Annotated in this window: 20 protein-coding genes, 3 tRNA genes and 1 pseudogene; 13 read left to right on the top strand and 11 right to left on the bottom strand. The window is 62.1% G+C overall.

Features of this window, described 5'->3' with window-relative positions; all coding sequences use genetic code 11:
- Positions 1-7: 7 nt before the first annotated feature.
- Positions 8-80: transfer RNA gene (locus HLG82_RS06615), tRNA-Lys, on the bottom strand.
- A gap of 192 nt (positions 81-272) precedes the next feature.
- Here HLG82_RS06615 and HLG82_RS06610 point away from each other — a divergent pair.
- Positions 273-1,202 carry an ATP-grasp domain-containing protein gene (locus HLG82_RS06610; RefSeq protein ID WP_193326084.1) on the top strand — a complete coding sequence of 310 codons (930 nt, stop codon included), beginning with the start codon at positions 273-275 and terminating at the stop codon, positions 1,200-1,202.
- 102 nt (positions 1,203-1,304) lie between these two features.
- Positions 1,305-1,376 (top strand) — tRNA-His (locus HLG82_RS06605).
- A 274-nt stretch (positions 1,377-1,650) separates the two neighbouring features.
- Here the strand turns inward: HLG82_RS06605 and orn are convergent.
- Both orn and HLG82_RS06595 read right to left on the bottom strand, forming a co-directional pair.
- The gene (gene orn, locus HLG82_RS06600) at positions 1,651-2,301 is read right to left on the bottom strand and encodes an oligoribonuclease (protein WP_193326083.1); all 651 of its coding nucleotides are present in this window, start codon (positions 2,299-2,301) and stop codon (positions 1,651-1,653) included.
- A gap of 15 nt (positions 2,302-2,316) precedes the next feature.
- A tRNA-Arg gene (locus HLG82_RS06595) sits at positions 2,317-2,389 on the bottom strand.
- 92 nt (positions 2,390-2,481) lie between these two features.
- Here HLG82_RS06595 and HLG82_RS06590 point away from each other — a divergent pair.
- The 4 genes from HLG82_RS06590 (at position 2,482) to ettA (ending at position 8,083) form a co-directional block, all read left to right on the top strand.
- Entirely contained in the window at positions 2,482-4,026 is a 1,545-nt protein-coding gene (locus HLG82_RS06590) for a GTPase (RefSeq protein WP_193326082.1), read from the top strand.
- 7 nt (positions 4,027-4,033) lie between these two features.
- Positions 4,034-5,485: a GTP-binding protein gene (locus HLG82_RS06585; RefSeq protein WP_193326081.1), complete on the top strand. Its 1,452-nt coding sequence runs from the start codon at positions 4,034-4,036 to the stop codon at positions 5,483-5,485.
- A gap of 148 nt (positions 5,486-5,633) precedes the next feature.
- Positions 5,634-6,287, top strand: a complete 654-nt coding sequence (locus HLG82_RS06580) for a single-stranded DNA-binding protein (protein WP_193326080.1) — start codon at positions 5,634-5,636, stop codon at positions 6,285-6,287.
- 113 nt (positions 6,288-6,400) lie between these two features.
- A complete protein-coding gene (gene ettA / locus HLG82_RS06575; protein ID WP_193326079.1) occupies positions 6,401-8,083 on the top strand; it encodes an energy-dependent translational throttle protein EttA in 1,683 nt (560 codons plus the stop codon).
- Positions 8,084-8,270: 187 nt separating this feature from the next.
- On the opposite strand, the gene HLG82_RS06570 is transcribed toward ettA, so the two are convergent.
- On the bottom strand, positions 8,271-9,113 hold the full coding sequence (locus tag HLG82_RS06570) for an acyl-CoA thioesterase (RefSeq protein ID WP_255313840.1): 843 nt from the start codon (positions 9,111-9,113) through the stop codon (positions 8,271-8,273).
- Positions 9,114-9,317: 204 nt separating this feature from the next.
- Between HLG82_RS06570 and malQ the strand changes: the two genes are divergently transcribed.
- Both malQ and HLG82_RS06560 read left to right on the top strand, forming a co-directional pair.
- The gene (gene malQ, locus HLG82_RS06565) at positions 9,318-11,456 is read left to right on the top strand and encodes a 4-alpha-glucanotransferase (RefSeq protein ID WP_193326077.1); all 2,139 of its coding nucleotides are present in this window, start codon (positions 9,318-9,320) and stop codon (positions 11,454-11,456) included.
- Positions 11,457-11,566: 110 nt separating this feature from the next.
- Entirely contained in the window at positions 11,567-11,824 is a 258-nt protein-coding gene (locus HLG82_RS06560; RefSeq protein WP_193326076.1) for a PTS sugar transporter subunit IIB, read from the top strand.
- A 74-nt stretch (positions 11,825-11,898) separates the two neighbouring features.
- On the opposite strand, the gene HLG82_RS06555 is transcribed toward HLG82_RS06560, so the two are convergent.
- Together HLG82_RS06555 and pepN are read right to left on the bottom strand one after the other, a co-directional pair.
- Positions 11,899-12,420, bottom strand: coding sequence for a DNA-3-methyladenine glycosylase I (locus tag HLG82_RS06555; protein WP_193326075.1), 522 nt, complete (start codon positions 12,418-12,420; stop codon positions 11,899-11,901).
- A gap of 116 nt (positions 12,421-12,536) precedes the next feature.
- Positions 12,537-15,128: an aminopeptidase N gene (pepN, locus tag HLG82_RS06550; protein ID WP_369408113.1), complete on the bottom strand. Its 2,592-nt coding sequence runs from the start codon at positions 15,126-15,128 to the stop codon at positions 12,537-12,539.
- A gap of 138 nt (positions 15,129-15,266) precedes the next feature.
- Between pepN and HLG82_RS10630 the strand changes: the two genes are divergently transcribed.
- On the top strand, positions 15,267-15,374 hold the full coding sequence (locus HLG82_RS10630) for a mycothiol-dependent nitroreductase Rv2466c family protein (RefSeq protein ID WP_425507822.1): 108 nt from the start codon (positions 15,267-15,269) through the stop codon (positions 15,372-15,374).
- Between the two features lie 19 nt (positions 15,375-15,393).
- A pseudogene (locus HLG82_RS06545) lies at positions 15,394-15,750 on the top strand (mycothiol-dependent nitroreductase Rv2466c family protein); the annotation flags it as partial.
- A 55-nt stretch (positions 15,751-15,805) separates the two neighbouring features.
- On the opposite strand, the gene HLG82_RS06540 reads toward HLG82_RS06545, so the two are convergent.
- Both HLG82_RS06540 and HLG82_RS06535 read right to left on the bottom strand, forming a co-directional pair.
- The gene (locus HLG82_RS06540) at positions 15,806-16,792 is read right to left on the bottom strand and encodes a DUF808 domain-containing protein (RefSeq protein WP_193326073.1); all 987 of its coding nucleotides are present in this window, start codon (positions 16,790-16,792) and stop codon (positions 15,806-15,808) included.
- A gap of 70 nt (positions 16,793-16,862) precedes the next feature.
- Positions 16,863-18,869 (bottom strand): M13 family metallopeptidase, encoded by a 2,007-nt coding sequence (locus HLG82_RS06535; RefSeq protein WP_193326072.1) that lies wholly within the window; start codon positions 18,867-18,869, stop codon positions 16,863-16,865.
- An 88-nt stretch (positions 18,870-18,957) separates the two neighbouring features.
- Here HLG82_RS06535 and HLG82_RS06530 point away from each other — a divergent pair, with 88 nt between their 5' ends.
- Positions 18,958-19,416: a ribose-5-phosphate isomerase gene (locus HLG82_RS06530; RefSeq protein WP_193326071.1), complete on the top strand. Its 459-nt coding sequence runs from the start codon at positions 18,958-18,960 to the stop codon at positions 19,414-19,416.
- Between the two features lie 36 nt (positions 19,417-19,452).
- On the opposite strand, the gene epsC is transcribed toward HLG82_RS06530, so the two are convergent.
- The 3 genes from epsC to HLG82_RS06515 all read right to left on the bottom strand — a co-directional run bounded on the left by epsC (position 19,453) and on the right by HLG82_RS06515 (position 21,943).
- Entirely contained in the window at positions 19,453-20,028 is a 576-nt protein-coding gene (gene epsC / locus HLG82_RS06525) for a serine O-acetyltransferase EpsC (protein ID WP_193326070.1), read from the bottom strand.
- Between the two features lie 63 nt (positions 20,029-20,091).
- Entirely contained in the window at positions 20,092-21,021 is a 930-nt protein-coding gene (gene cysK / locus HLG82_RS06520; RefSeq protein ID WP_193326069.1) for a cysteine synthase A, read from the bottom strand.
- Positions 21,022-21,289: 268 nt separating this feature from the next.
- Entirely contained in the window at positions 21,290-21,943 is a 654-nt protein-coding gene (locus HLG82_RS06515) for an IMPACT family protein (RefSeq protein ID WP_193326068.1), read from the bottom strand.
- A 164-nt stretch (positions 21,944-22,107) separates the two neighbouring features.
- On the opposite strand from HLG82_RS06515, the gene rpmF reads away from it, so the two are divergent.
- Positions 22,108-22,269, top strand: coding sequence for a 50S ribosomal protein L32 (gene rpmF / locus HLG82_RS06510; RefSeq protein ID WP_193326067.1), 162 nt, complete (start codon positions 22,108-22,110; stop codon positions 22,267-22,269).
- A gap of 56 nt (positions 22,270-22,325) precedes the next feature.
- The gene (locus HLG82_RS06505; RefSeq protein WP_193326066.1) at positions 22,326-24,653 is read left to right on the top strand and encodes a hotdog family protein; all 2,328 of its coding nucleotides are present in this window, start codon (positions 22,326-22,328) and stop codon (positions 24,651-24,653) included.
- Positions 24,654-24,774 lie beyond the last annotated feature (121 nt).

Below are 24,774 nucleotides of genomic sequence, written 5' to 3'. Positions count from 1 at the left end.
CAATTCGTACACCGCCAGGGACTTGAACCCTGAACCCTCTGATTAAGAGTCAGATGCTCTGCCAGTTGAGCTAGCGGTGCGCAACGAGTAGTTACTTTAGTAGCGCGATGGCCTCGACGCAAATTGATTTCGCCCATTTTTGTGTGACCTGAGACACCGGGGGTGCTGGGTGGCGGAATCGCGCCGAAAGGTGTGGGCCGCGTGCCGTGACGTCGTCGTGGATCACACTGGAACGCGCCCAAAAAGGGCGAAAATCAACTAGAGTGACTCCCGTGGCTCAACCAAAAGTATTTCTTGCAACTTCCGAGTATCTGCCCGCCCTGGACCAGGATGAGCAGGACCTGCCTGATGCGCTTCGCGATCGTGGTATCGAACCCGTCGTGGCTGTGTGGAACGATCCCTCGGTCAACTGGGCGGATTCCGACCTGACGGTGGTGCGCTCCGTACGCGACTACGCCAAGGCTCCCAAGCAGTTCCTCGAGTGGGCGAATTCGATCCCTCGTATCGCAAACTCTGCTGCGACTATGGCCTGGAATATGGATAAGCACTACATGAAGGATCTTGAGGCGCTCGGGCTTCCTGTCATTCCGACCATGTGGCTCGAGCCGGAGCAGAATCTGTCCAAGCAACAGATTCACTCGCGCTTCCCGTCCTATGGAGACTTTGTGATTAAGCCGGCAGTGTCGTCGGGTGGTCGCGGTACGGGCCGCTACACGTCGACGGACGCGAAGTCGCGCGCCGAAGCCATCATGCACGCTCAGTATGAACTTGCGGCCGGCCGCTCGGTCATGGTCCAGCGTTATCTTGAGGACATTGATGTCGCAGGCGAGACCTCCCTTGTCTACCTCAATGGGCTGAGCTCCTATCAGGTTGAAAAGGAGCCGATGCTCCACCCGCGCTATCGCAACTCTCGCGACTCGGGCGTGGTTGAGGAAGTCGCGCGTTCTGCTGACGCTTCCGAAGAGTCGTGGCGTTGGGGCGAGCGCATTCGCCGCGCCCTACATGCTCACATCAAGAACAAGACCGGGCGTGACGAGCTCCTGCTTTTCAATCGAGTCGACCTCGTTCGTGGCGCCCCTGATTCGGAAGAAGAGTTCTACGTCATGGAGCTCTCGCTGATCGATGGTTCGCTGTATCTCTCCGCAAATGATGAGCACCTGACCCGTTTTGCGGACGCGATCCAGATGCGCGCCTTCTGGTGATGTGGTTCACCCCGCATCGTTTAGGTGAGGTGGGGGAAGCCTTGATATAGTTTCAATTCGTTGCCCCGGCACTCAGAAATGAGCTAAAGGGTAAAACAAATGGTGGCTGTAGCTCAGCGGTAGAGCACCTGGTTGTGGTCCAGGGGGTCGCGGGTTCAATCCCCGTCAGCCACCCCGTCAATCCCGGCTTGCTTGGCAGGTCGGGATTTTTCGTTCCCGACGCCGGCAGGCCTTCGTCGCTGTGCTGGCCCGGGCCGCGTTCGGTGTTGCCGGCGCTGTACTAAAAGGATTGCCGCTGTACTAACCTGCGGCAGGTTACTACAGCGGCAATCATATTAGTGCGGTTTCGGCGGGTGGGACCGGACGGGGCCGCGTGGGACCGCGTGGGCGCCAGGTTGCGGCAAGCCGGGCGGCGGACCGTGTGCCGGCACCCTACCCGCCGCCCGCCCTACTCGCTCGCGGCCTCGGCGCGGGTGCGGGTGAGATCGTCGAGGATTGATTGGGCCACCTCACGCGATTCCTCGGTGGAGGGCCCTTCGCCGTCGGGCATGAGGACGGCCCGGTAGTAGCGAAGCTCGTCGATGGAATCGTAGATGTCGCCGAGCGCGGTGTGATTGCCAGTCTTCTCGGGGGCCGCGAAATAGGTGCGCGGATACCAGCGCTTGGCGAGCTCCTTGATAGAAGAAACGTCGACCACGCGGTAGTGGAGGTGCGCAACGAGTTCGGGCATGTCGCGCGCGAGGAATGTGCGGTCGGTACCGACGGAGTTGCCTCCCAAGGGCGCCTTGCGTGCCTCGGGCACGAAGCGGCGGACGTAGTCGAGAACCTGCGCTTCGGCGTCGTGCATCTCGAGGCCGTCGTCCCACTCGTCGATGAGTCCGGTGACGGTGTGCATGTTGACCACGAAAGGATCCATGTTCTCGACGGATTCCTTCGTGGGCTTCATGACGAGGCGGAGGCCACGGTCGAGCGGGTTGAGCTCGGAGTCGGTGACGACGACGGCGATTTCGACGAGCGAATCGGTCTCGAGGTCGAGGCCGGTCATTTCGCAGTCGATCCAAACGATGGGTGTTGATTGGGCGTTAAAATTACTCACCATCGAAGCTTATCAGTGCGCCCCCAGCAGGACTCGAACCTGCGACACATGGCTTAGAAGGCCACTGCTCTATCCGCTGAGCTATGGAGGCAATGCCCACATAATAGCGCCGCACCTAGGTAGCCAGCCAATTTTGGGGGAGCCCTCATCGAAATCCGGGCATTTTTGCGACACAATAGATGTGTGAGTACTCCAGCTTTTTCCCGCGCCGCATTGGCAGGCCTCGTTTCGCGCACCATCGATGCTTTGAAGAACGCGAAGCTGCCTCTTGAGATGCCTGGAACGCGCGAGTTGGTCGAGTCGCGTTCTCAGCTGCTAACTCAGTTGGAGAGCCGCATCCTGCCGCATCTGCATTCCGATGATTTGCCGGCGGTTATCGTATTTGGCGGTTCGTCGGGTGCCGGTAAGTCGACGTTGGTCAATTCGCTGGTGCGCGAGGAGGTCTCGCCGGCCTCGGTGCTTCGTCCCACGACCCGCACGCCCGTCATGCTCATTCACCCGCGAGACTATTACAAGATGGGTCGCCATGCCCTGTCGCGTATGGGCAAGTATGAGGTGGTGACGAGCGCGATTGAAGGCATCGTGATTGTCGATGCGCCAGACTTGGATTCGGTTGATGATTCAAATCGCGCGCTGTCGTCCCGTTTGATTGACGCGGCGGATTTGTGGGTCTTTGTGACGACGGCGTCGCGCTACGGTGACGCCGTGGCGTGGGACACGCTGCAAATGGCGAACATGCGGGGAGTGACCTGTGCGGTTGTGCTCGACCGCGTGCCTGCCGCGGCGATGCCGGTTGTGCGCCGCGATTTGGCCCACCGGATGGAGCAGATGGGGCTGGCGGAGAGCCCGCTGTTCATTGTTCCCGACGCCGGGGCGCACTCTGGCTTGCTGCCGGAGGAGCTCGTCAAGGATTTGCGCGAGTGGCTTGAGGTTGTGGCACGGACGAAGGCGGGCGATTCTCTCGTGGATCGCACGACGGCGGCCACGTTACCCCAGCTCCGCCAGGATCTGCTTTTCCTGGCTGAGGCCGTGGAGGCACAGGATAACGCGTTGACGGACTTGAAGGACAAGGCGTTCGAGGGTGCGCAGGAGCCGATGGAAAAGCTTGCGACGAACATTTCTCATGGCCGCTTCGGCCAGGGTGCGCCGACGACGTCGTGGCTCTCGCTGGCCTCGACGGGTGGCCCACTGGCGGGCATGGTGGCTGGCCGTCGGCCTAACATCCTCGATCGTCGTAGCGGCGCTCGTGACAGGGCGATGACCACCATTTTCGACGCTGTGCTCACGTCGGTGCGGGTCGCGCTCACGCAGGGGCTGACGGCCGCGCGGGTGAATGTGAATCAGGCGTGGGAGTTCGACGTCGTGAATACGGCCGAGCTTCGTGCGCAGGCGAACGCCAACGTGGACATTGACGCGATCGTGGATCGTGCGCTTGATGGCTGGAAGTCGGACCTGTTGAAGCTGCGAATGGGGGACAACCCATGGCTCGGTGCCGCCGGGGTGGCTTCCCTCTTGGGCGTGGGCGCCGGGGGAATTGCCGGCGCGCAGAAGGTGGCTGAGGCGCTCGGAGGTAAGGAAGCCGTCGGCCAGGCGCGCGAGGACCTGACCGAGCGTGTGCGGCAGGCGCTGAGGGAGCTTGTGGCGGCATATACGAGCGTTGTTAACGCGATTGACGTGGGCGACGCGTCCACGTTGCGGCTGCGTGCCAGTGAGTTTTTGAATCGATAGGGGAGTTATGAATCCGCAGGTGGATCACGAGGTCATTGGTCGGCTAACGGCTCTTCAGCGTGCGGTCGGTGCGGGCGGTCGGTTCTTCGATCCGTATATTGCCAATCGCGCCCAAGATGACCTGAGGCGCACCCAGGAGCGCATGCGCCTGGGCACGGAGGCGACTGTGGCGGCGCTGGTCGGGGGCACGGGCTCGGGCAAGTCGACGATGTTTAACGCCATCACGCAGCTCGACTTTGCCGATTCGGGTGACATTCGCCCGACGACGGAGCGCGCGGCGGCCTGCACCTTCGACGTGGATGCGCGCGAGCTTCTCGATTACCTGCAGGTTGATGAGGATCGGCGGATCGAGCATTCCTCCATTTTGACAGCGGGCAATGACAAGCTCGACGGGCTTGTGCTGTTGGACCTGCCCGATCACGATTCGGTGGCGCTGACGCACTCGGCGCAGGTCGATCGGCTCCTGCCGATGGTGGACCTGCTGATCTGGGTGCTCGATCCGCAAAAGTACGCCGACCAGGTGTTGCACAAGGGCTTCCTGGAGAGCCTGGGCGGGCGCCAGGAGGCGATGGTCGTGGTTATGAATCAGATTGACCGCGTTCCTGCGGACCAACGCGAGGTTCTTCTTGGCGACTTGCGTGCGCTTCTGGACCGCGACGGGCTCGAGCGCGTGCCAATCTTGGCGGCCTCGGCACTGACGGGCGAAGGTGTGGACGCGATTCGCAACAGGCTCGCCCAGGCCGTGGCTGGGGAGTCGGTCAATGCGCGCACGGCCGCCGCCGAGCTTGACGCGATCGCCGGGCGCCTGCGGGCCAACGTTGGGCTCAGCGAGGCCGAGACGAGTGGCGTCGCCGTCGACGAGATTAACGATCGGATCGTTCGTTCCTCGGGTATCCCCTCCGTCGTCGAATCGATTCGCGTTTCTGGCGAGTCCTACCAGGCTCCGGCCCTCGTGGTCCCGGAGCAGCCGGCGAACACAATGGTTCACGCAATCCGTGACGCCTGGGTTGCCCACCTGCGCACCGGGCTTCCCTCGATTTGGCAGGAGGCGGTCACTGCTGAGGTGTCGTCCGCCGATCGTTTCCGGCGCGCTTTGGGCGGCGCTATTCGTACGACGCCGCTGCCCAGCATCTCGCGCACTCCGGCCATCGCCGGCTTGGCTGCCGGCGTGGTGGTGGCACTGGTGTGCCTGGCGCTCGCGGTTTTCGCGCCGCTGGGTGGGCTGGCCGTGAGGTTGGGCGTTGTAGCCGGTGGACTGATCGCCGGGGGCGTGCTCGCGTGGCTGGGGAAGCGCGTGATGAGGGGCAACGCTCGCAAGGCGGCGCTGGCCTATGACTGCGAGGTTCGTGCGGCCGTCGCGGCAACGACGGAGGAGCACCTGCTTGCTGGCCCGCGCGCGATTCTCGACCAGCATCGCGTCACCCGCGAGGAACTGCACTCGGGGGTTTTCCGCAGGTAGAAGCGGTTTTCTCGGGTTAATGGGATGCGGAAAAGTTCTCCACAATAGCCTCGGGTCGCGCACAATCCACATTTGGCGGGTAGCGCGACGCACGAATCGCGCGAGATTGGCAAAGTCGTTCATACCACTTTCCAACAAAGGAGAACTAATGAACGACACGATCATGACAATCCGTGGCTGGGTGGGCGGAGCTCCCCGCCACTACCCGAAGGATCCCAAGGTTACGGGCTCGAGGATGGCCACCACGTTCCGCGTGGGAGTGACCCCGCGCTATTACAGCCGCGCCGAAGGGGAATATCAGGACGGGATAACCACCTGGTTTTCGGTGCGTTCCTACGGGAATCTCGCCTACAACGCCGCCAGCTCGTTGGGCAAGGGCACGCCGGTGATCGTGCGCGGCAAGCTCAGCACTCGCCAATGGTCGGACAAGGACGGGGTGGTTCACAACGAACTCGTCATCGTTGCCGATTCCATCGGCGTCGAAATCAGCGCGGGCATGGCGAACTACGTGCGCGTCATGCGGATCGCCAACCCGGACGAGACCGACCAGTGGCGTACCTCCCCAGACGGGCAGGGGCTAGCGACGCAGGCTGAGCGATCCGGGAACGACGCCGAAGATGGCACGTCGGTCGGCGTCGGCGAGGCTGATGCGGATGTTGCGCGTGGTTTCGGCGAAGCGGGTGCGGACGGCGTCGAGGCTGGGGCTGAGGCCGATGCTCCGGGCGGATTCGGCGAAGAGCGCGCGGACGGGGTCGAGATTGAGGCCGATCTCGAACGGGAGGTGAGCGAGGCGGTGGCATAGCGAAAACCCGCGCCGGGTGATCAAACGCCCAGGCGCGGGCCTTTGCCGTTTGTTCCCAATAAATTAGGCTTGGTGGTGGAATTGAGAACCAGCAAGCGAACAATGGGAGAATTGTGGCTGAGTTTATTTATCAGATGATCAAGGCCCGCAAGAAGGTGGGCGACAAGGTCATTCTCGACGACGTGACGATGGCGTTCTACCCGGGCGCGAAGATCGGCATGGTTGGCCCCAACGGCGCAGGAAAATCAACGATCTTGAAGATCATGGCTGGCCTTGACCAGCCGTCGAATGGTGAGGCGCGCCTGTCGCCGGGCTATTCGGTGGGCATCTTGATGCAGGAGCCGCCGCTGAGCGAGGACAAGACCGTCCTCGAAAACGTCCAGGAAGGCGTGGCCGATATCCTCGCCAAGGTCGAGCGCTATAACGCGATCGGCATGGAGATGTCCGATCCGGACGCCGACTTCGACGCGTTGATGGATGAGATGGGAAAGCTCCAGCAGGAGATCGACGCCGCAGACGCATGGGACCTTGACGCCCAGCTGAGCCAGTCGATGGACGCGCTTCGCTGCCCGCCGCCGGACACCCCGGTCAGCGTGCTTTCGGGTGGCGAGCGTCGCCGCGTGGCACTGTGCAAGCTCCTCCTCGAGGCTCCCGATTTGCTCTTGCTCGACGAGCCCACCAACCACCTCGACGCTGAATCGGTCCTCTGGCTCGAACAGCACCTCGTGAAGTACCAGGGCGCCGTCATCGCCATCACCCACGATCGCTACTTCCTCGATAATATGGCGCAGTGGATTGCCGAAGTGGACCGCGGCAAGCTTTACCCCTATGAGGGCAACTACTCGACCTACCTCGAGACGAAGGCCCAGCGCATCAAGATTCAGGGTCAGAAGGATGCCAAGCTTCAAAAGCGCCTCAAGGATGAACTCGAGTGGGTTCGATCCTCGGCGAAGGGGCGCCAGGCGAAGTCGAAGGCACGTCTTGCTCGGTACGAGGAGATGGCTGCCGAGGCGGAGCGCACGCGCAAGCTCGACTTCGAAGAGATCCAGATTCCGCCGGGGCCGCGCCTGGGCAATCTTGTGATCGACGCGAAGAATCTCAAGAAGGGCTTCGGCGACCGCGTGCTGATCAAGGATCTGTCGTTCAACCTGCCCCGCAATGGCATCGTGGGCATCATCGGCCCCAACGGCGTCGGTAAGACCACGCTGTTTAAGACGATTGTTGGTCTCGAGGAACTCGACGAGGGCGAGTTGCGCATCGGCGAAACCGTCAAACTCTCCTATGTTGACCAGTCGCGTGCGGGCATTGACGCAGAGAAGACGCTGTGGGAGGTCGTTTCCGACGGGCTCGACTACATCAAGGTCGGCAACGTCGAAATGCCTTCGCGCGCGTACGTCTCCGCCTTCGGGTTCAAGGGCGCTGACCAGCAGAAGAAGGCCGGCATCCTTTCCGGTGGCGAGCGCAACCGCCTCAACCTTGCCTTGACGCTCAAGCAGGGCGGAAACGTGATCCTCCTCGACGAGCCCACCAACGACTTGGATGTGGAGACTCTCGGGTCGCTCGAAAATGCGCTTCTCGATTTCCCCGGTTGTGCCGTGGTCATCACCCACGATCGCTGGTTCCTCGACCGCGTCGCCACCCACATTCTCGCGTGGGAAGGCACCGAAGAAGAGCCCTACAACTGGTACTGGTTCGAGGGTAACTTCGAGTCGTATGAGAAGAACAAGATCGATCGCCTGGGCCCGGATGCGGCTCGCGCAAACGCGTCGACCTACCGCAAGTTCAAGCGCGACTAGTCGGCCGGGCCGCGCTCGGCGTTGAGTAGTTGGCGCTCGGTTGCCACGACACACCTTACGCTTAACGGCGCACCTCACGCTTAACGGCGCACCTTAAACCCGGGTTTAAGGTGCGCCGCGAGTGGAGAAGTGCGCCGCGAGTGGAGAAGTGCGCCGCCGGCGTGCCGACCATCTGAGTCGGCAGGTATTACGCCGCCGGCGTCGTGCTTCGACGTGTGCGGACCATGCCCTCCTGCGACATGGTCGCCACGTGACGCCCCTGCTGGAAAAAGCGAGCGAGCGAGAGCCCGCGCCCGCCTTGTGCGCTGGGCGAGGTCAGCTCGGCAAGGATCCAGTCCGACATGTCGACGTCGCGATGCCACCAAATGGCGTGGTCAAGAGTGGCGAGGGAAATATCTGGGCTCATCCAGTACATGCCGTGACGCCGCATGACCGGTTCGAGCATGAACTGATCCGTCGCATAGGCCAGCAACGCTCGATGCATCAGTTGAGAACTTCCCGCAGGCATGGGATTGCGCAGCCGGAACCAAATCAGGGTGGCGTCCTCGGTCGGGGGAACGGGCTTGACCCAGATGGGCCCGCCCACGTGTCGCATGTCGGTGGCGTTGGTGGTGTTCATCGCCGTCCCGAGCGGGTGATCCATGTTGGCGAAGTAGCAGACAGAGGAGGGTAAGGACTCTGGGTCGGGTGCCTGCGGCATAGCGGTTTCGTGCTCCACGCCGGGCTGGACTTCTTGGAACGACGCACGGGCGGAGAGTATCGTCTTTCCCTCCTGTGAGGCGTGCACGCGGCGCGTCGAGAAGGACCGGCCGTCGAGGACCTCTTCGACGTCAAACTGCGTGGGTACATCGAGTCGGCCGGGGCGAAGGAAGGCGGCGGTGATAGAGTGAATCTCCCGGTTGCGGTATTCATTTCCGACCGTGGCGTGAGCAGCAACGACTGCTTGGGCGAAAACCTGGCCACCGTAGACTCTGCCGGAGAGCTGGTCAAGGTTACTTCCCACGTAGGAGCCTGGTTCGCGCTCTTTCATAGTCAGGGTCCGTAGCACGGACGACAGGGGCTCGTCAGAGGTCTCGGGCACTGGTAAATACGGCATATTCTTTGGCTTTCATGTCTGTTGTCTGTCCCACACAATTATGTTACGTCCGGGTAAGTTTGCAAAGTCCTCAGGGAGTTTCCGCAAACAGTTTGTGTTCTGGCAAAATTGGATTAGCTACGTGATAGAGGAGATGCAATGACGCACGAGGTAAACCGCGATCTGCTCGAGGCTCTTGCTGACAGCTATGGTGTCGCGCTGGATTTTTGGGATTTCGACGGTACTTTCTGCGAAGTCTCCACCTCAACTTTGATTTCGGTCCTGCGGGCGATGGGCGTGGATGCCTCGACGGATGAGACGATCCAGGCCGAGTTGCGTGCCCGTGTTGACCGCCCGTGGCGCCGCGTGCTCCCGCCGTGCACGGTTGCGCGTAATGACCGTGAGACTCCTTTCCAGGTCCACGTGCCCCACGGTTGCGCCGTGCGCGTGGACATCGTGACTGAGGATGGCAGCACGATGGGGGCGCGCCAGATTGACGACTATTCCCAGCCGCGCGAGATTGACGGCGTTTTGATCGGGCAGGCTTCCTTCGTCATTCCGACCGGCACGCCGTTGGGCTATCACATCCTGCGTGCCCGCGTGGACTACGGCAACGAGATCCGCGAGGAGGAAGCAACCCTCATCGTGACTCCGACCCGTCTTGACGTCGAAGCCAGGCTACGCGGACGCGCCTGGGGCATGATGGCCCAGCTCTATTCGACTCGTTCTCGCGAGTCGTGGGGGATCGGCGACACCGCCGACCTTGCCGAGATGGGTTCGCTGTTTGGCGATCTCGGCGCAGACTTCCTCCTGGTCAATCCCTTGCACGCGGCCGAGCCGATCGAACCGATGTCACCCTCTCCCTACCTGCCGGTGACTCGCCGCTTCTTTAATCCGATGTATATCCGGCCGGAGGATATTCGCGAGGTCGCCTACATGTCGGGCCCGCAGCGTTCGCTCGTCACCTGGGCGAGCGAGAACGTCAAGAAGTTCTCCCTTGAGAACAACCTCATCGATCGCGACGCCGCATGGAAGGCCAAGCGCGAGGCGCTTGACGTGATTTTCGCAGCGGGCCGTTCGCAGGCGCGCCAGCGCGACTTCGAACGTTTCCGTGCGATGGAGGGCCAGGGACTGGAAGACTTCGCGCTGTGGTGTGCCTTGGTGGAGAAGTATGGCAACGAATTCCCGCCTCAGTTGCGCGACATTAACTCGCCCTACGTGGCACGCGAGCGCCGCGAGCTTGCTAATCGCGTGGACTTCTGGGCGTGGTTGCAGTGGGTGATGGACGAACAGCTGAGCAAGGCTCAGGAAGAGTCTCACATGGCTGGCATGCGCATCGGAATCTCCCACGATCTCGCCGTCGGCGTCCATCCCACTGGCGCAGATGTGTGGATGCTGCCGAATGCCTTTGCGAAGGGCATTGGCGTGGGCGCGCCGCCGGACATGTACAACCAGCAGGGCCAGAACTGGTCCCAGCCGCCGTGGCGCCCGGATACCCTCGAGGAGATGGACTACGCGCCGCTGCGTGACATGGCACGCACGGTCATGCGCCACGCCGGCCTCCTGCGCGTTGACCACATCATGGGCTTGTTCCGCCTGTGGTGGATTCCGGAGGGGTCTGCCCCGACCGAGGGAACTTATGTTCGCTTCAACCATGAGGCGATGGTCGGCGTCCTCCTCCTTGAGGCGCATCGGGCGGGCGTCATCGTCGTCGGCGAAGATCTTGGCACGGTTGAGCCGTGGGTGCGCGAGTACCTGCGCGAGCGTGGCATCTTCGGCACGTCTGTGTTCTGGTTCGAGAAGGACGAATCGGGATGGCCGATCCACCCGGAGGAATTCCGCTCGGATGCCATGGTCTCGGTTGACACTCACGATCTTCCACCAGCCGCGGGATATCTTGCGGGCGAACACGTCGACCTTCGCGAGAGCCTGGGGCTGTTGGTCAAGCCCGTGGAGGAAGTGCGTGCCGAAGCCGACGAGGAGCGCGAGCGCGTCATGCACCGCCTGCGCGAGCACGGTCTGATTGGCGATTCGCCCTCGGAGCGAGAGATCGTTGAGGCACTGCACAACTATGTTGCGCAGACCCCGGCGCCGATCATTCAGATTTCGCTCGTCAACGCCGTCGGTGAGCGCCGAGCGCAAAACCAGCCGGGCACCGATCAGGAATACCCGAACTGGCGGGTGCCGATGGCGGACGGGACTGAAAAGGTCGTCCTGGTGGAGGATCTAGCGAAGAATCCGCGCTTGCAGTCGCTCGTTGCCGCGTTTACTCACGAACTGCGCGACGCTCGTATCTAGCTGCAGGTGCCGACGCCGTGGCTCGTCGGCGCCTGCAGAATCTTGCCGGTTAGCGCTCGTCGCTGGTCGAAGAGCCCCGCCAGAGATTGGCAGGGAAACGAAAGGTTGACATGAATATCGAGGAGCTCCTGGCCGCCCTAGGCGGGGAGGAGAATATCCGCAAGATCGAAAACGCGCTGACACGTGTGCGCGTAGGGGTAGTCAACAAGGATCTCGTTGACAAGCCCTCCCTTGCGCGCATGGGAGCCGTTGGGATCGTCGTTCAGAGGCGCGCCGTCCAACTCATCCTCGGTCCCGACGCCGAGCAGACCGGTTGTGACCTCAGCGAGCGCGTCTTTGGGGAGCCCAAGGATCCAGACCTGCTCTAGGCACCCCGATACTCGCTGGCGGTACTCGGTTAGCCCGGCCGTGGATGCGGCCATCGCCGCTTCTAGCAGCCCCGCTACAGCCGGTGTGCGTAGATGCCGATTGCCTGCATGAGCGCAAACATCGTCACGGGTCCGACGAAGGTAAAGCCTCGCCTCTTGAGCTCTTTTGCCAGGGCAAGCGACTCCGGCGACCGGCTCGCCTGCGGGCCCTCGCCATAGCTATCATCCGGCGCGAACGACCACACCAGTTCCGCCAACGATTCTCCAGCATCCTCCATTCGGACGACCGCTTGAGCGTTGGTCATGGCCGCCCGTATCTTCTTTTCGTTGCGAATGAGGCGCGGATCGGCGAGGAGCCGGGCGACGTCGTCGTCGGTAAAGGCGGCCACCGTGCGGGGCTCAAAATGGGCGAACGCTTCGCGTAGCGCCTCCCTTTTGCGAAGCACGGTCTCCCATGACAGCCCCGCCTGGAAGCCCTCAAGAACGATGCGTTCGTAGACGGCGGCGCTGTCCCTGACGGGAAATCCCCACTCGTCGTCGTAGTAGGCGCGCAGCAGGTCCGAAGATGCCCACTGGGGGCGGTGGATGTTGTTCATGGACTCATCGTAGAAGATGAGCCTGGAGGGAAGAACGCGAGATCCACGGGGTGTGGAAGCAACTGGACTTCGACACCCCGTGGATAAAATTGCCCGACGTCGATAACTGCGTTCGATTACTCCGCGTCGCGGGCCTGTGCCGCCGCTGCGCGCTGAGCGTTCGACAGGCGCTCGGAGACCAGACGGCGCAGGGCAGGTGCCGCGTCGGAATGATCGGCGAGCCACTGCTCGGTGCGCGCCACCAGGTCCACGCCCAGGCCCAGTCCGTTAAGCGGCGCGGGATAGACGAGGTTCACGAAGTTCTGCGAGAACTCCAGCGTGCGCTCCTCCCACTGATGGACGATCTCGTCAAAGAAGCGCTCGACGTAGGGGAGCAGTAGCTCCGGGTCGCCCTCAGTGAAGCCCCACGCCAGCGAGCGCTGCACAGAGTTGGAGACCTTGCCGCCGATGATGTCCTCCCACGCGCGCTCCTTAGCACCCGCATCGGAGATAGCGGCGCGAGCACGAGCAGCCCCAGCGGCACCAGAGGCGGTGTTATCACGCTCGGCAAGCTCGGTTTCGATGACCTCCTCGCCTACGCGACCGGCCGCCGCGAGTCGGCGAAGGACCACCCAACGGAAGTTGGCATCTACGGACAGGCCGGCGGGAACGGCCTCGTCTGACAGCCAACCGGCGATCGTTGCGAGCTGTTCCTCAGACTGGGCCATATTCACGGCCGTCATCGCCACCTGCAGCTGGCGATCCGATTCGGGCTCGGTGCCCTCAAGGATGGCGAACAGGCGGGCCGCGACCTTGTCCTTGAGCTCCTGGCGGTGGGCGGGAGCCGAATAGAGGTTTGTGGCGGTCTCGAGCTGGGAGAGCAGGTAGCGCAGCACCGTGCCGTGATCTTCGGTTTCGAGCGCCGAGAGCGCGAGCTCGATGTAGTCCGAGGCGGGAAGCTCGGCGTCGCGGCACATGTCCCACATGGAGGCCAGGACGAGCGTGCGCGGCAGGCGGTCCGTGAACGCATTGATGTGGTCGCGCGCCGTGGCGGCCGATCGCTCGTCAAGGCGAACCTTGGCGTAGGCGAGGTCGCCGTCGTTGATGAGGATGAGATCCGGGCGAACGACGCCGGACAGCTCGGGAACGTCCGTCAGCTCGCCATCGATGTCCAGTTCGTGGTGGAAGACCTGAACGAGTGCATCTCCATCGAGCAAATAGCCGCCGACGCCGATGCGGTGTGGACGGAGCGAGGCGTGCTGATCGCAGGTCTGCTTGATGGCGAAGGAAGAAATCGCATCGCCGTCCATGTCGATGACGGGCCAGAGCGTGTTGATGCCGGCCTCCTCGAGCCACAGCTTCGACCACTGCTTAAGATCGCGGCCGGAGGCGGCCTCGAGCTCGACCAAGAGGTCGTCGAGCGTGGCATTGCCCCACGACTTCTTCTTCAGATAGGTGGATACGCCCGCCATGAACTCGGCGTAGCCCACGTAGGCTACGAGCTGCTGGAAGACCGAGGCGCCCTTTCCATAGGTGATGCCGTCGAAGTTGACCATGACGTCTTCAAGGTCGCGAATCTCCGCGGCGATCGGGTGGGTGGAAGGCAACTGATCCTGAGCCTGCGCCCACACCTTTTCCGAAGCGTTGAACGTCACCCACGCGTCCGTCCAGGCAGTGTTCTTCGCCGTCGCGACGTGACTCATGAACTCCGCGAAGGACTCGTTGAGCCACAGGTCGTTCCACCACTTCATGGTCACCAGGTCGCCGAACCACATGTGTGCCAGCTCGTGGATGATCGTGATGGCACGACGCTCGATCAGCGCGCCCGTGGCGCGGGAACGGAAGACGTAGTCGTCAAGGATCGTCACGCAGCCCGGGTGTTCCATAGCGCCGGCGTTGAATTCGGGCACGAAGATCTGATCATACTTGCGGAACGGATAGGGGACGTCGAATTCGTCTTCGAACACTTCCATGCCCTGGATCGTGATGTCGATGCACTCCTGGGCGTCTAGGTACTCGCCGAGCGAGGCGCGGGCGTAAACGCCCATCGGAATCTCCCGACCATCGGTGGAGGTGTACGTGCTGGTCTCGCCGACGTACGGGCCGGCGACGATCGCGGTAAGGTAGGTGGAGATGCGCTCGGTGGGGGTGAACTCCCAGCGGGCGATGCCGTTTCCGCGAGGGGTGGGTTCCGGCGTCGGGGAAACGGAGAAGACCTTCCAATCTTCCGGGGCGTCGACGACGAACGTAAACTCGGCCTTCAGATCCGGCTGCTCAAAGTTGGCATACATGCGCCGGGCATCGGGCACCTCGAATTGCGAGTAGAGATAGACCTTGCCGTCGGCCGGATCGACGGCGCGATGCAGGCCCTCACCCGTGTGCGAGAAGGGGCAGATCGCCTCGACATAAAGCTCGTTGTCCTGGGCGAGGTTGGGCAGCCGGATGCGGGAATCTTCGTATGACTCCAGCGGAAGGTCGATGCCGTTGAGGGTAATCTTCCGGACGGAATCAGCGATGAGGTCAATGAAGGTAGACGCGCCCGGCTTTGCTGAGAAGCGGACGGTGGTTGCCGAACGGAAGTTTTCCTCGCCGGTCAGGTCGAGTTCTACTCGGTAGTCCTTGGTGGCGATAAGTTCTGCGCGCTCAGCTGCCTCGGCGCGAGTGAGGTTTGTCCCGGGCATGATGTCCTTTCCATCGGGGTAAAACAGGCTGATATCAAGGATACTCACTGGGTCCGACACCTCCCAAAGCCGAAGGGCGGAAGGCCGCTTGCTACCGGCCGCCCGCCGGGAACCCTGCTCCCACGCCGCCGCTACGCCGTCGGCCGATCCGTGGCAACAGCGCATGCTATCGGCAAGAATGAAGGCATGAGCGAAAAAGTAGATTTTTGCTTTGACCCTTCCTGCCCGTGGACGTGGATCACCTCGCGCTGGCTGGTCGAGGTCTCGGAATTGCGCGACCTCGAGGGCGCCTGACACCCGTTCTCTCTACGAACTCAACAAGGGCCGTGAGCTGGATGAGGGCTACCGCGCCCACATGGATGAAATCCGCAACTTTGGTCGCATCGCGATGGGCGTCGCCCTGAGCGCCCCCGACAAGCTTGCGGACTTCTACACGGCGCTCGGCACCCGCGTGCACAAGCATGGCGAGCCGAAAGACGACGACGTGCTCGCCGATGCACTCCAAGCCGTGGGACTGGACGTGGCGCTCCTTGAGCGTACGGTCGGGGAAGAATTCGACCACGAGCTGGCGGCCTCGACCCGTCAGGCGCTGGAGCTGGTAGGCGACGACGTCGGCGTCCCGATCATCTCCGTCGCGGGTACGGCGTTCTTCGGGCCCGCCGCGTCCTAGCAGACCCGCTTACTCCAAACCGGGCCCGCCGCGTTCTCATCGACTGGCCGGGGGACTACTTGGAGTCTTTGCGCGATTCGCGTAGGTGAAGATGCCCGTCCTCGCCGGGGACGACCTCGACTTCGTCGTGACCGTGGCCGAAGGGTGCCATGATGCCGACGATGATCGCACCCCATACGATTCCGACGAGCATGGAATAAACCGTGTCAACGAGCCACGGAAGGAAACCACCGGTGCCGGCGGATGCGGAGAGATGATGGCCGAGCTCGTAGGGTGCAGCCCACAGGGTGTCGGCAAGGCCGGCGAGTACGATGTGCCCGCCCACCCAGAGCATGGCGAAGGTTCCCACCACGGTGATGACCGACATGATCTTGGGCATGGCCGCGAACAACCCGCGCCCGATCTTCTGCACGGCGGGGGACTTCTTGCGGGCTAGCGCCACACCGGCGTCGTCCATCTTGACCAAGATCGCCACGATTCCGTAGACCAACGCCGTGATGAGGAAGGCGACGAAGACGAGGATGACGGTGCGCACCCACAGCTGGCGGTCGGTCACCTCGCCGAGAGCGATGACCATGATCTCGGCCGAGAGGATGAAATCGGTGCGCGTTGCTTGGGAGACGATCTGGTCCTCGGCCTGCGCACCCCGAGCCGCCGCGGGCGCGTCCTTCTTCGTTTTCTTACCCCGCTTGAGCTTGTCCCCGATCTTATGCGCACCCTCGTAGCACAGGTAGGTGCCGCCGAGCATGAGGAGCGGCGTCAGCGCCCAGGGCGCGAACTGGGAGAGCAACAAGGCGATGGGCACGATGATGACGAGCTTGTTGCGGATCGAGCCCCAGAAGATCCGGCGAATGATGGGCAGCTCGCGCGCCGGGTTTAGGCCATCGATGTATTGCGGAGTCACCGCCGTGTCATCGATGACAACCCCGACCGCCTTCGTACTAGCCTTGGCCGTTCCGGCCGCGATGTCATCAATTGATGCGGCTGCGATGCGGGCTAGCGCCGCGATGTCATCGAGTAGGGCAAGAAAGCCAGTAGCCACGATATCCTCCCGAAAGTGATGCGGCTGCGGCCGCAGTATGAACGGTACTGCGGCCGCAGCGTGGGACTACTTACCAGATGCGCACGCGCTCTTCCGGCGCGAGATAGAGCTCATCGCCGGGGACGACGCCGAACTCTTCAGCAAACGCATCAATATTCTTCACAACGCCGTTGCAACGGAACTCGGAAGGGGAATGGGGGTCAACGGCGAGATACTGAATCGCGATCTCGTCTCGGAGCAGGTTCTTCCAGATGCGTCCCCAATTGAGGAACACGCGCTGACGTCCGGTATAGCCTTCGATGACGGGGGCATCCATAGAAGAGCCGTATCCCTCACGCTTCATCGCGATGTCGTAGGCCTTGAGCGCGATCGATAGGCCACCGAGATCGCCGATGTTCTCACCCAGCGTAAAAGCGCCGTTGACGCAGAAGCCGGAATCTTCACCAAGCTGGGCAGGAGTGTAAGCATCATACTGGCTGATCAGAGCTTTGGTGCGCTCTTCAAATTCCGTGCGGTCCTCGTCCGTCCACCAGTTGTTCAAGCGCCCCTCGCCGTCATACTTCGATCCTTGATCATCAAAGGCATGACCGATCTCGTGGCCAATGACAGCGCCGATGCCGCCGTAATTGTAGGCAGGGTCAGCGTCGGCGTCGAAGAAAGGAGGCTGAAGGATGGCAGCAGGGAACACAATCTCGTTCGCAACCGGGTTGTAGTAGGCGTTGACCGTTTGCGGGGTCATGAGCCACTCGTCACGGTCCACCGGTTTACCAAGTTTGGCGACTTTGCGATCGGACTCGAATTTTGCGGAGGCTCGAACGTTGTCCATGAGCGAGTCAGTAATCGTCAGTGCTGAGTAATCGCGCCATTTATCCGGATAACCAATCTTGGTGACGGTAGTGGAAAGCTTAGCTAGCGCCTTTTCCCGCGTTATGTCAGTCATCCAATCAAGACTGGAGATCGAGTCATGGTAGGCGGCGAGTAGGTCATCAACGAGCTGCTCCATGAGCGCCTTGTGATGGGGTGGAAAGTGGCGTTCCACGTAGAGCTTGCCTACGGTTTCGCCCAGGACGTCATCTACCAAAGACACGGCACGCTTCCAGCGGTCGCGCATCTCTGTAGCGCCGGATAGGACCTTGCCGTAGAAGTTAAAATCGGCCTGAACGATGTCTTCGCTGAGGAAAGGAGCGCGGGCTCGGATGACGTTCCATTTGAGGTAGGTCTTCAGCTGACCCAGATCGGCGTTCGCCCATTCACGGGCAAAGCCGGTCAGAGCCTCGGGGTTGCGCACGAGGATCTCAGGAGCATTTTCTTTCGAAATGCCCAGTACCGCAAACGCCGCGGTCCAACTAAATCCAGGCGCGCTACCGATAAAGTCGTCCCAAGCCATGACGTTATTGGTCTTATCCGCATCGCGAGAGTCAACCACATCCATGTGGTGGGAAGCCAACTTGGTTTCAAAATCGACGATAGCGCTCGTAGCTTCTTGTGCGACGGCGTCGTTCTCACCCGTAGCAAGGCAGAAGAGGGTCGGAATAAAGGAAACGTATTGGTCGCGGAAAACTGCGTACTGTTCATCGCGGTAGTATGCCTCGTCTGGCAAACCAAGACCATCCTGGTAAAGCCAAGTAATGTTGGCGCTCGGGTTGTTTTGATCTGCGTCGATTTCCACGCCGAAAGGAGCGGGTACTCCCGTCTGCAGTAGGCGCCCGACGGCGACTTCCAGATCTTCCTTCGTCTGTGCACTATCGATCACATTGAAATCTTGTGCAAGTGGGGCACTTCCCAGGCCGTTGATTCGGTCCTCATCCATGAAAGCTGAATACAGGGCGGCGACTTTCTTTGCGTCTTCATCGACGCAGTCCCCACACGCAACGCGATTGGCGCTCACCTTGACGATATCGTGCACGTTGGCTTCTGCTGCGAGGTGAAGATCCATGAATCCGCCGGTCTGTGACTGATCGGCGGGAATTTCGGCGGTGGCAAGCCACTTACCGTTGACGTGTCGGAAGAGGTCGTCCTGCGGGCGAACCGTGCGATCCAGGCCTTCAATGATGTTTTGAGTTGTTGTATCAGTCATTGTGCCAGTTTACGACTGGGACGGAGGCGAGGAAAAGTTGCGCGTTTGCACTTAGCGCTAACAACCGGGTTGTTCTTATACTGGAAATATGCGTATACATATTGCTGCAGACCATGCGGGTTTTGAACTGAGGGAGCGCCTCATTGCTCACCTGACCGAGGCCGGACACGACGTCGTCGACCACGGCTACAAAGAATACGATAAGCTCGATGCTTATCCACCAGTGTGCTTTGCCGCTGCGGAGGCAACCGTCGCGGAACCGGGCTCGCTGGGTATCGTCATCGGCGGCTCCGGTAACGGTGAACAAATGGCGGCCAACAAGGTTCGGGGGATTCGCGCCGCATTGGTGTGGAATGAATCCACTGCAGAGCTTGCCCGGCAACATAACAACGCCAACGTCATCTCTATCGGTGCTCGCCAACATACCATCGAGGAAGCCACTAGATTCGTTGATATTTTCGTAGCAACCGGCTACGACGAGAGCTCGCGCCACCAGTCACGAATTGAAATGATGGCCGCATACGAAGACGGCCAACGTACCTTTTAGCGGGTTGACTGTCAGCAACGGAAGCGCGACGACGATTTAAATGTAGATCGCCGGGTCATGCAATGGCTCGGCGGTCACCTTTTTCGCTCGGTTGACCGCCGGGATTCCTACGGCCACGCACTTGGCCGGAACGTCTTTGACGACGACGGCGTTCGCCCCAATCGCCACATCGTCACCAATCTGTATGGGGCCGAGCACCTTGGCCCCAGATCCGATGGTGACCCGATTGCCTACCGTCGGATGACGTTTGCCAGCATTGAGTGATGTACCGCCGAGCGTGGTGCCATGATAGATCACCACGTCTTCGCCGACCTCGGCTGTTTCTCCAATCACGACCCCCATTCCGTGATCAATGAAAAGTCGGCGTCCAAGTTTGGCGCCGGGGTGGATCTCCACTCCGGTCAGGGCGCGCATAGTTTGGGTGAGTAGCCGGGCGGGCAACCTTAGGCGTTTGTTCTTAACCCACATGGCATGTGCAACACGGTAGGCCCACACAGCATGAACACCCGGGTAGGTGAGGAAAACCTCAACTTGCGACCTCGCTGCGGGATCATTGTTCACGGCTGCTTGGAGATCTTCGCGCATTTTCTTCAAGAGACCGATGTCTGTCATGAAAAGTCCTTAGCTGCGTGTGCTCGCGGCCAGGGGCTCTCGCACCTGGCCGCGAGCAAAAAATCAGTCGATCAAGCCCTCGAAGAGTGGCGTTGACAGGTAACGCTCGCCAAAGTCAGGGACGATGACCACGACGTTCTTTCCGGTGTTCTCCGCACGCCGCGCAACCTGGGCTGCTGCGAGGAGCGCCGCACCGGATGAAATACCCACCAGGAGACCTTCTTCGTGGGCGGCACGGCGTGCCATGGCAAGGGCATCGGCAGTGGCGACGGGCAAGACTTCGTCGTAAAGCTCAGTGTCGAGTACCTCGGGGACGAAATTTGCCCCGATTCCCTGGATGCCGTGGGGCCCGGCCTTTCCTTCAGAAAGCAGGGGTGATTCAGCTGGCTCAACAGCAACGATCTTCAGATGTGGGTTCTTTTCGCGCAGGTAGGATCCGGTACCGGTTAGTGTCCCGCCCGTGCCGATACCAGCCACGAGGATGTCAACCTGACCGTCGGTGTCTTCCCAAATCTCCGGGCCTGTGGTGGCGCGGTGCTTGGCCGGGTTGGCAGAGTTGGCGAACTGGGAGGCGAGGATTGAGCCGGGGCGTTCCGCCGCGATTTCCTTGGCCCGATCCACGGCGCCTTGCATGCCCCTAGCGGGTTCGGTCAGTTCCAGCTCAGCCCCAAAGCCGCGCAACAGGGCCCGGCGTTCTTTCGACATTGAGGCAGGCATTGTCAGCACCACCTTGTATCCGCGGGCGGCGCCCACCCAGGCAAGGGCAATACCTGTGTTTCCTGAGGTAGCCTCGACGATCGTTCCGCCCGGCTGCAGCTGGCCGGAAGCTTCTGCCGCGTCAACAATGGCGACGCCGATGCGGTCTTTCACCGAGTTAGCAGGATTGTAAAACTCAAGCTTGGCAAGGACCTGGGCTTGTGCGTCGCCCGTGAGACGATTGATGCGAACGAGGGGAGTGCGGCCGACGAGTTCAGTTGCATTGTTGTAAATCATTGATCAATTCCTTGGCATCAGGGCGCTTTAAAGCCCATGTTTACTTTTTACACATGCTCATTAGTTGGGAGAGCGGCCCAAGGTGGCACACATGCCCGAAGGGGCACCAAAACTAAGGTCTGCCACCTCATCGACACGTACGGCAACACGTCGGTGCGGTCATCATCATCTCGACCGTCCTTTCCGAGGTTGCCATGCACGTATCGTGTTTATTTGAAAGATCAACAGTGTTAGTTTACGGCTTCGTCTGTCCACGTCAAAGTGTTTGTCACCACGCCGGGAAAGATCCGGCCGATTTTTCCACGACGACGACGCCGACGTCCTCCGCCTTTACCGCGCCAGCACTGAGCTGGGCGATCTCTGCCGCAAAAGATGATACGTCCGCCACAGCGACGTCAATGTGCGTGCGGGTGGCGCCGTAGTCCACGCTCACGACGTGGTAGCCACGGCCGCGAAGGTCGGCCTCAAGCTTGCCGGCCGTGGCGTGCAGCGTGCTCACGCGCATGCGGGCAAGCTTGAGCTGGCTCGCCAGGGGAGTGCCGGAGAGTGCGGCGCGGACGGCGTCGGAATACGCACGCACTAGCCCTCCTGTGCCCAGCAGGGTGCCCCCAAAGTAGCGCACGACCACCACGGCAATATCGGTCAGTCCGTGGCCGGTGAGGACATCGAGCATGGGGCGCCCGGCGGTACCGGACGGTTCGCCGTCGTCGGAAGAATTGAGGACGGGCTGGGCGTCAGCCTGTGAAACCACGTAGGCTGAGCAGTGATGGCGTGCGTCGGGAAATTCGGCGCGTGCATCGGCGAGAACCTGCCGAGCCTCCTCGACCTCCCCAACGCGCCGGGCGATCGTGATGAAGCGTGAACGCTTGATCTCAATCTCGGAGCGCAGGTCGGTGTGGAGGGCGAGGCGGAGTTCGGTCATGTTGCTATTATTGCAGGGCGCGTGTTTCGTAGCACAGTTGGCCTTTCCAGTGTGGCTTTCGCGGCTCTCGCTAGGTAAACTCGAACATTGTCTGCTCGGAGGCGTGCCTCCGAATTAAAGGGGTGGCCACGCGGCCACATGAGAATCGAAAGGAGCGGAAGGACATGGCAGTTCCGAAGAGGAAGATGTCCCGTAGCAATACCCGCTCTCGCCGCTCCCAGTGGAAGGCGGAGCTCACGGAGCTCCAGCCAGTTCGCATTGGTGGCGTTGAGAAGCGCATCCCGCGTCGTCTGGCAAAGGCGGCTAGCAAGGGTCTTGTTGGCTAGGACGTAGCTTTGCAAGGTGGGGCTCTCCGTAGGGAGGGCCCCATTTTGTATCATGAATGAGTTCGCGGTTTGCGCGTCCGCTCGCTGGCGGGCAGTACGGGGAGGTTCTCATGAGCGTGATGCAGGCACTCGTGAAGAGGGCCGTGCGTGGCACGATGCGGCGGGACCCCCTCGTGGCCGAAGCGGTCTTCGATGAGGCCACAGCCTGGCAGTATGCCACGTTTGTGGACGGAAGGCCCCTCGGGCACGTGCCGCCTATGGCCTTCCACAATATGTGCTTTCCGGCGACTCTTCGCATCCTTTCCGAGCCTGCCGTCCCCACGCGCGTGCTGGGGCTGGTTCACCAGTCGCTGGCGTGGGAGCTCTTGTGCCCGTTGGAGGTTGGGCAGGCGGCCCAGGTTCGATCGCTGATCACAGCGGTGGGCAGCAACGGGGGATCCCTCATCATCGACGTCACTTCCGTGGTGGCCACTCGTGGCGTTCTCCATTACGCCGAGCGCGCACGGTATGTCTCGAAGCGGCCCCTCCGCGACCTCGCCGTCACGATCCCTCACCCCGACCTTCCGCCCGGCTGGCTGCCTCCCCAGGTGCCGGATCTTCGCGCCGAGCACGGCCTTAATCGCGTCGGCGCTCTCGATGTGGGCCAACGACGTGCGACTGGTTCCCTCACGCTCGATTCCGCGGCTGGGCGGCGCTGGGCTCGCATCAGCGGCGATGCCAATCCCATTCACTTGACGCGACTGACGGCCGCACCCTTTGGCTACTCGGCCCCGATCGCTCACGGGTCCGCACTCGAGGCGTGGGCGCACGCGTGCGTGGGAGTGAATGGAAGCTCGGCGGCGTCGGGTGCCTCGCGTTTCCGGGCTCCGACGAAGCTGCCGAACGCGGTGGAGCTCGTCGGCCTCGGGCCCTCGACGTTCGCGTTGCTCGAGCAACGAAGCGGCCGGGATCTCGTCCATCTGGCGATCGACGGCGGTGAGGCAACGGTTGGCGGTGAGGTAGCCGCTGTCAGTGGGGCAAAGGTCAGCGGTGAGGTAAAGGCTGCCGGGGCGGCCGGCGGTACCCGCATACTCCTGCCGCGCATCGACGGACGAGTGAGTTCGGCTGCGCTTGGACGGGAGGCTTTCCTGGCCGCCGCGCAGGGGCATTCCGCGACTCTTGACGCGATTAACTCCGTGACTAATTGGCGCAAGGGCTACCGGGAAGCGGTCAGGGAGGTCAGCATCATCGACGATCCTGCCCGCGGCTGGGCGGCGGCCCGGCAAGGCCTGGCCTACCTCGAACGCGCCGTGACGAACGCCGACGGCACGCCACTGGGCGACCTCGAGCCGGTCGTTCCCTCCGAGGGAACTCGCGTCAAGGGTCAGGGGCCACTGCTTCGCGGTGTGGAACTGTCAGTCGGTGGCGAAACGTATTCCGGTGAGCGCCTGAGCCGGCTCCTTGACGAGTGGTCCGCCGACGGCACCATCAGCCCCGCGGCGGCATCACGGATCCGCGACGTCGATGCCCATCCCGACTGGCTCGATCTTCGCGACCTGACCTTCGCGCTGCTCGGTGCTGGAGCAGAAATGGCCCCCACCCGCTTTCTTCTGAGCCACGGCGCCAACGTCGCGGCCGTCATCCGGCCCGGTTCGCGCCGCTACGCCCGCCTGCTCGACGACGCCTCCCGCTTAGCCGGCGAGCTCCACCTCTGCCCGCCCGAGGCTTGCGACCTCGTGCAAGATCCCAGTCGCGTGGCTGGCTGGGTCCTCGAGAGCCGCCCCGACGTCGTCGTCGAGACACTGTACGCACCGGGAAAGGACTTCCTCACGCTCGAGCTTGGTGCCGACGTCGTCATGAGACTCGCGGCCGAGCACACCGGCGCCCTCCTCGCGTGGTACGGCTCGCCGACCGACGCCTATCCCGTGGGCGTAGACAGGCAGCGAACGGGCGCAATCGCATACCGCCCGAAGAAGCGATACACGAGGCGGGCCACACCCGCGATCCGGGACGGCGTATTCAACGGAATCATCGATCTCCAAGGGCCCAACTACATCCTCGCCAAACGCATCGGGCGTTGGCGCGCCACGGACCTCGCTGCGCGCGGGCACCGCGTCTCGTACGCTGTTGCGCCGATGGCAGAAACGGAGTCAGTGCTCACCTCTGGGACGCTGAAGGCGGCCTACCGGGGCATGAGACGCATGGGAATCCGCCCGCTACCAGCCGATACGGCCGCAGCGCTCATGGCAACCCTCTTGGTCTGGCAGGTGAGGAACGGCGGCGCCGCATCGGCCGACTTCCTCACCGAAGCCGCCGTCCCCAGCGGCCTGTGGAGCCAAGACGGCGAGCCGCAGGCGCTCGCCAAAAAGGCGGTCGTGCTCGGCATCGATGCCTTTCTCCGGTAGCGCGCACCTGGCGGGTGGTTAAGCGGCGAGGGCAGGGGCGCGTGCCGTCGTGGCTTCGCAGCGGCTGACCGGGAGGCGCGTACTGAGCGGAGAGGCGAGGCGACGGCGTCGTGAACTAAGA

Origin of the sequence: Trueperella pecoris (assembly GCF_014926385.1) — a bacterium.
GTDB classification, from domain to species: Bacteria; Actinomycetota; Actinomycetes; order Actinomycetales; family Actinomycetaceae; genus Trueperella; species Trueperella pecoris.
This window is presented reverse-complemented; position numbering and strand designations above follow the sequence as displayed.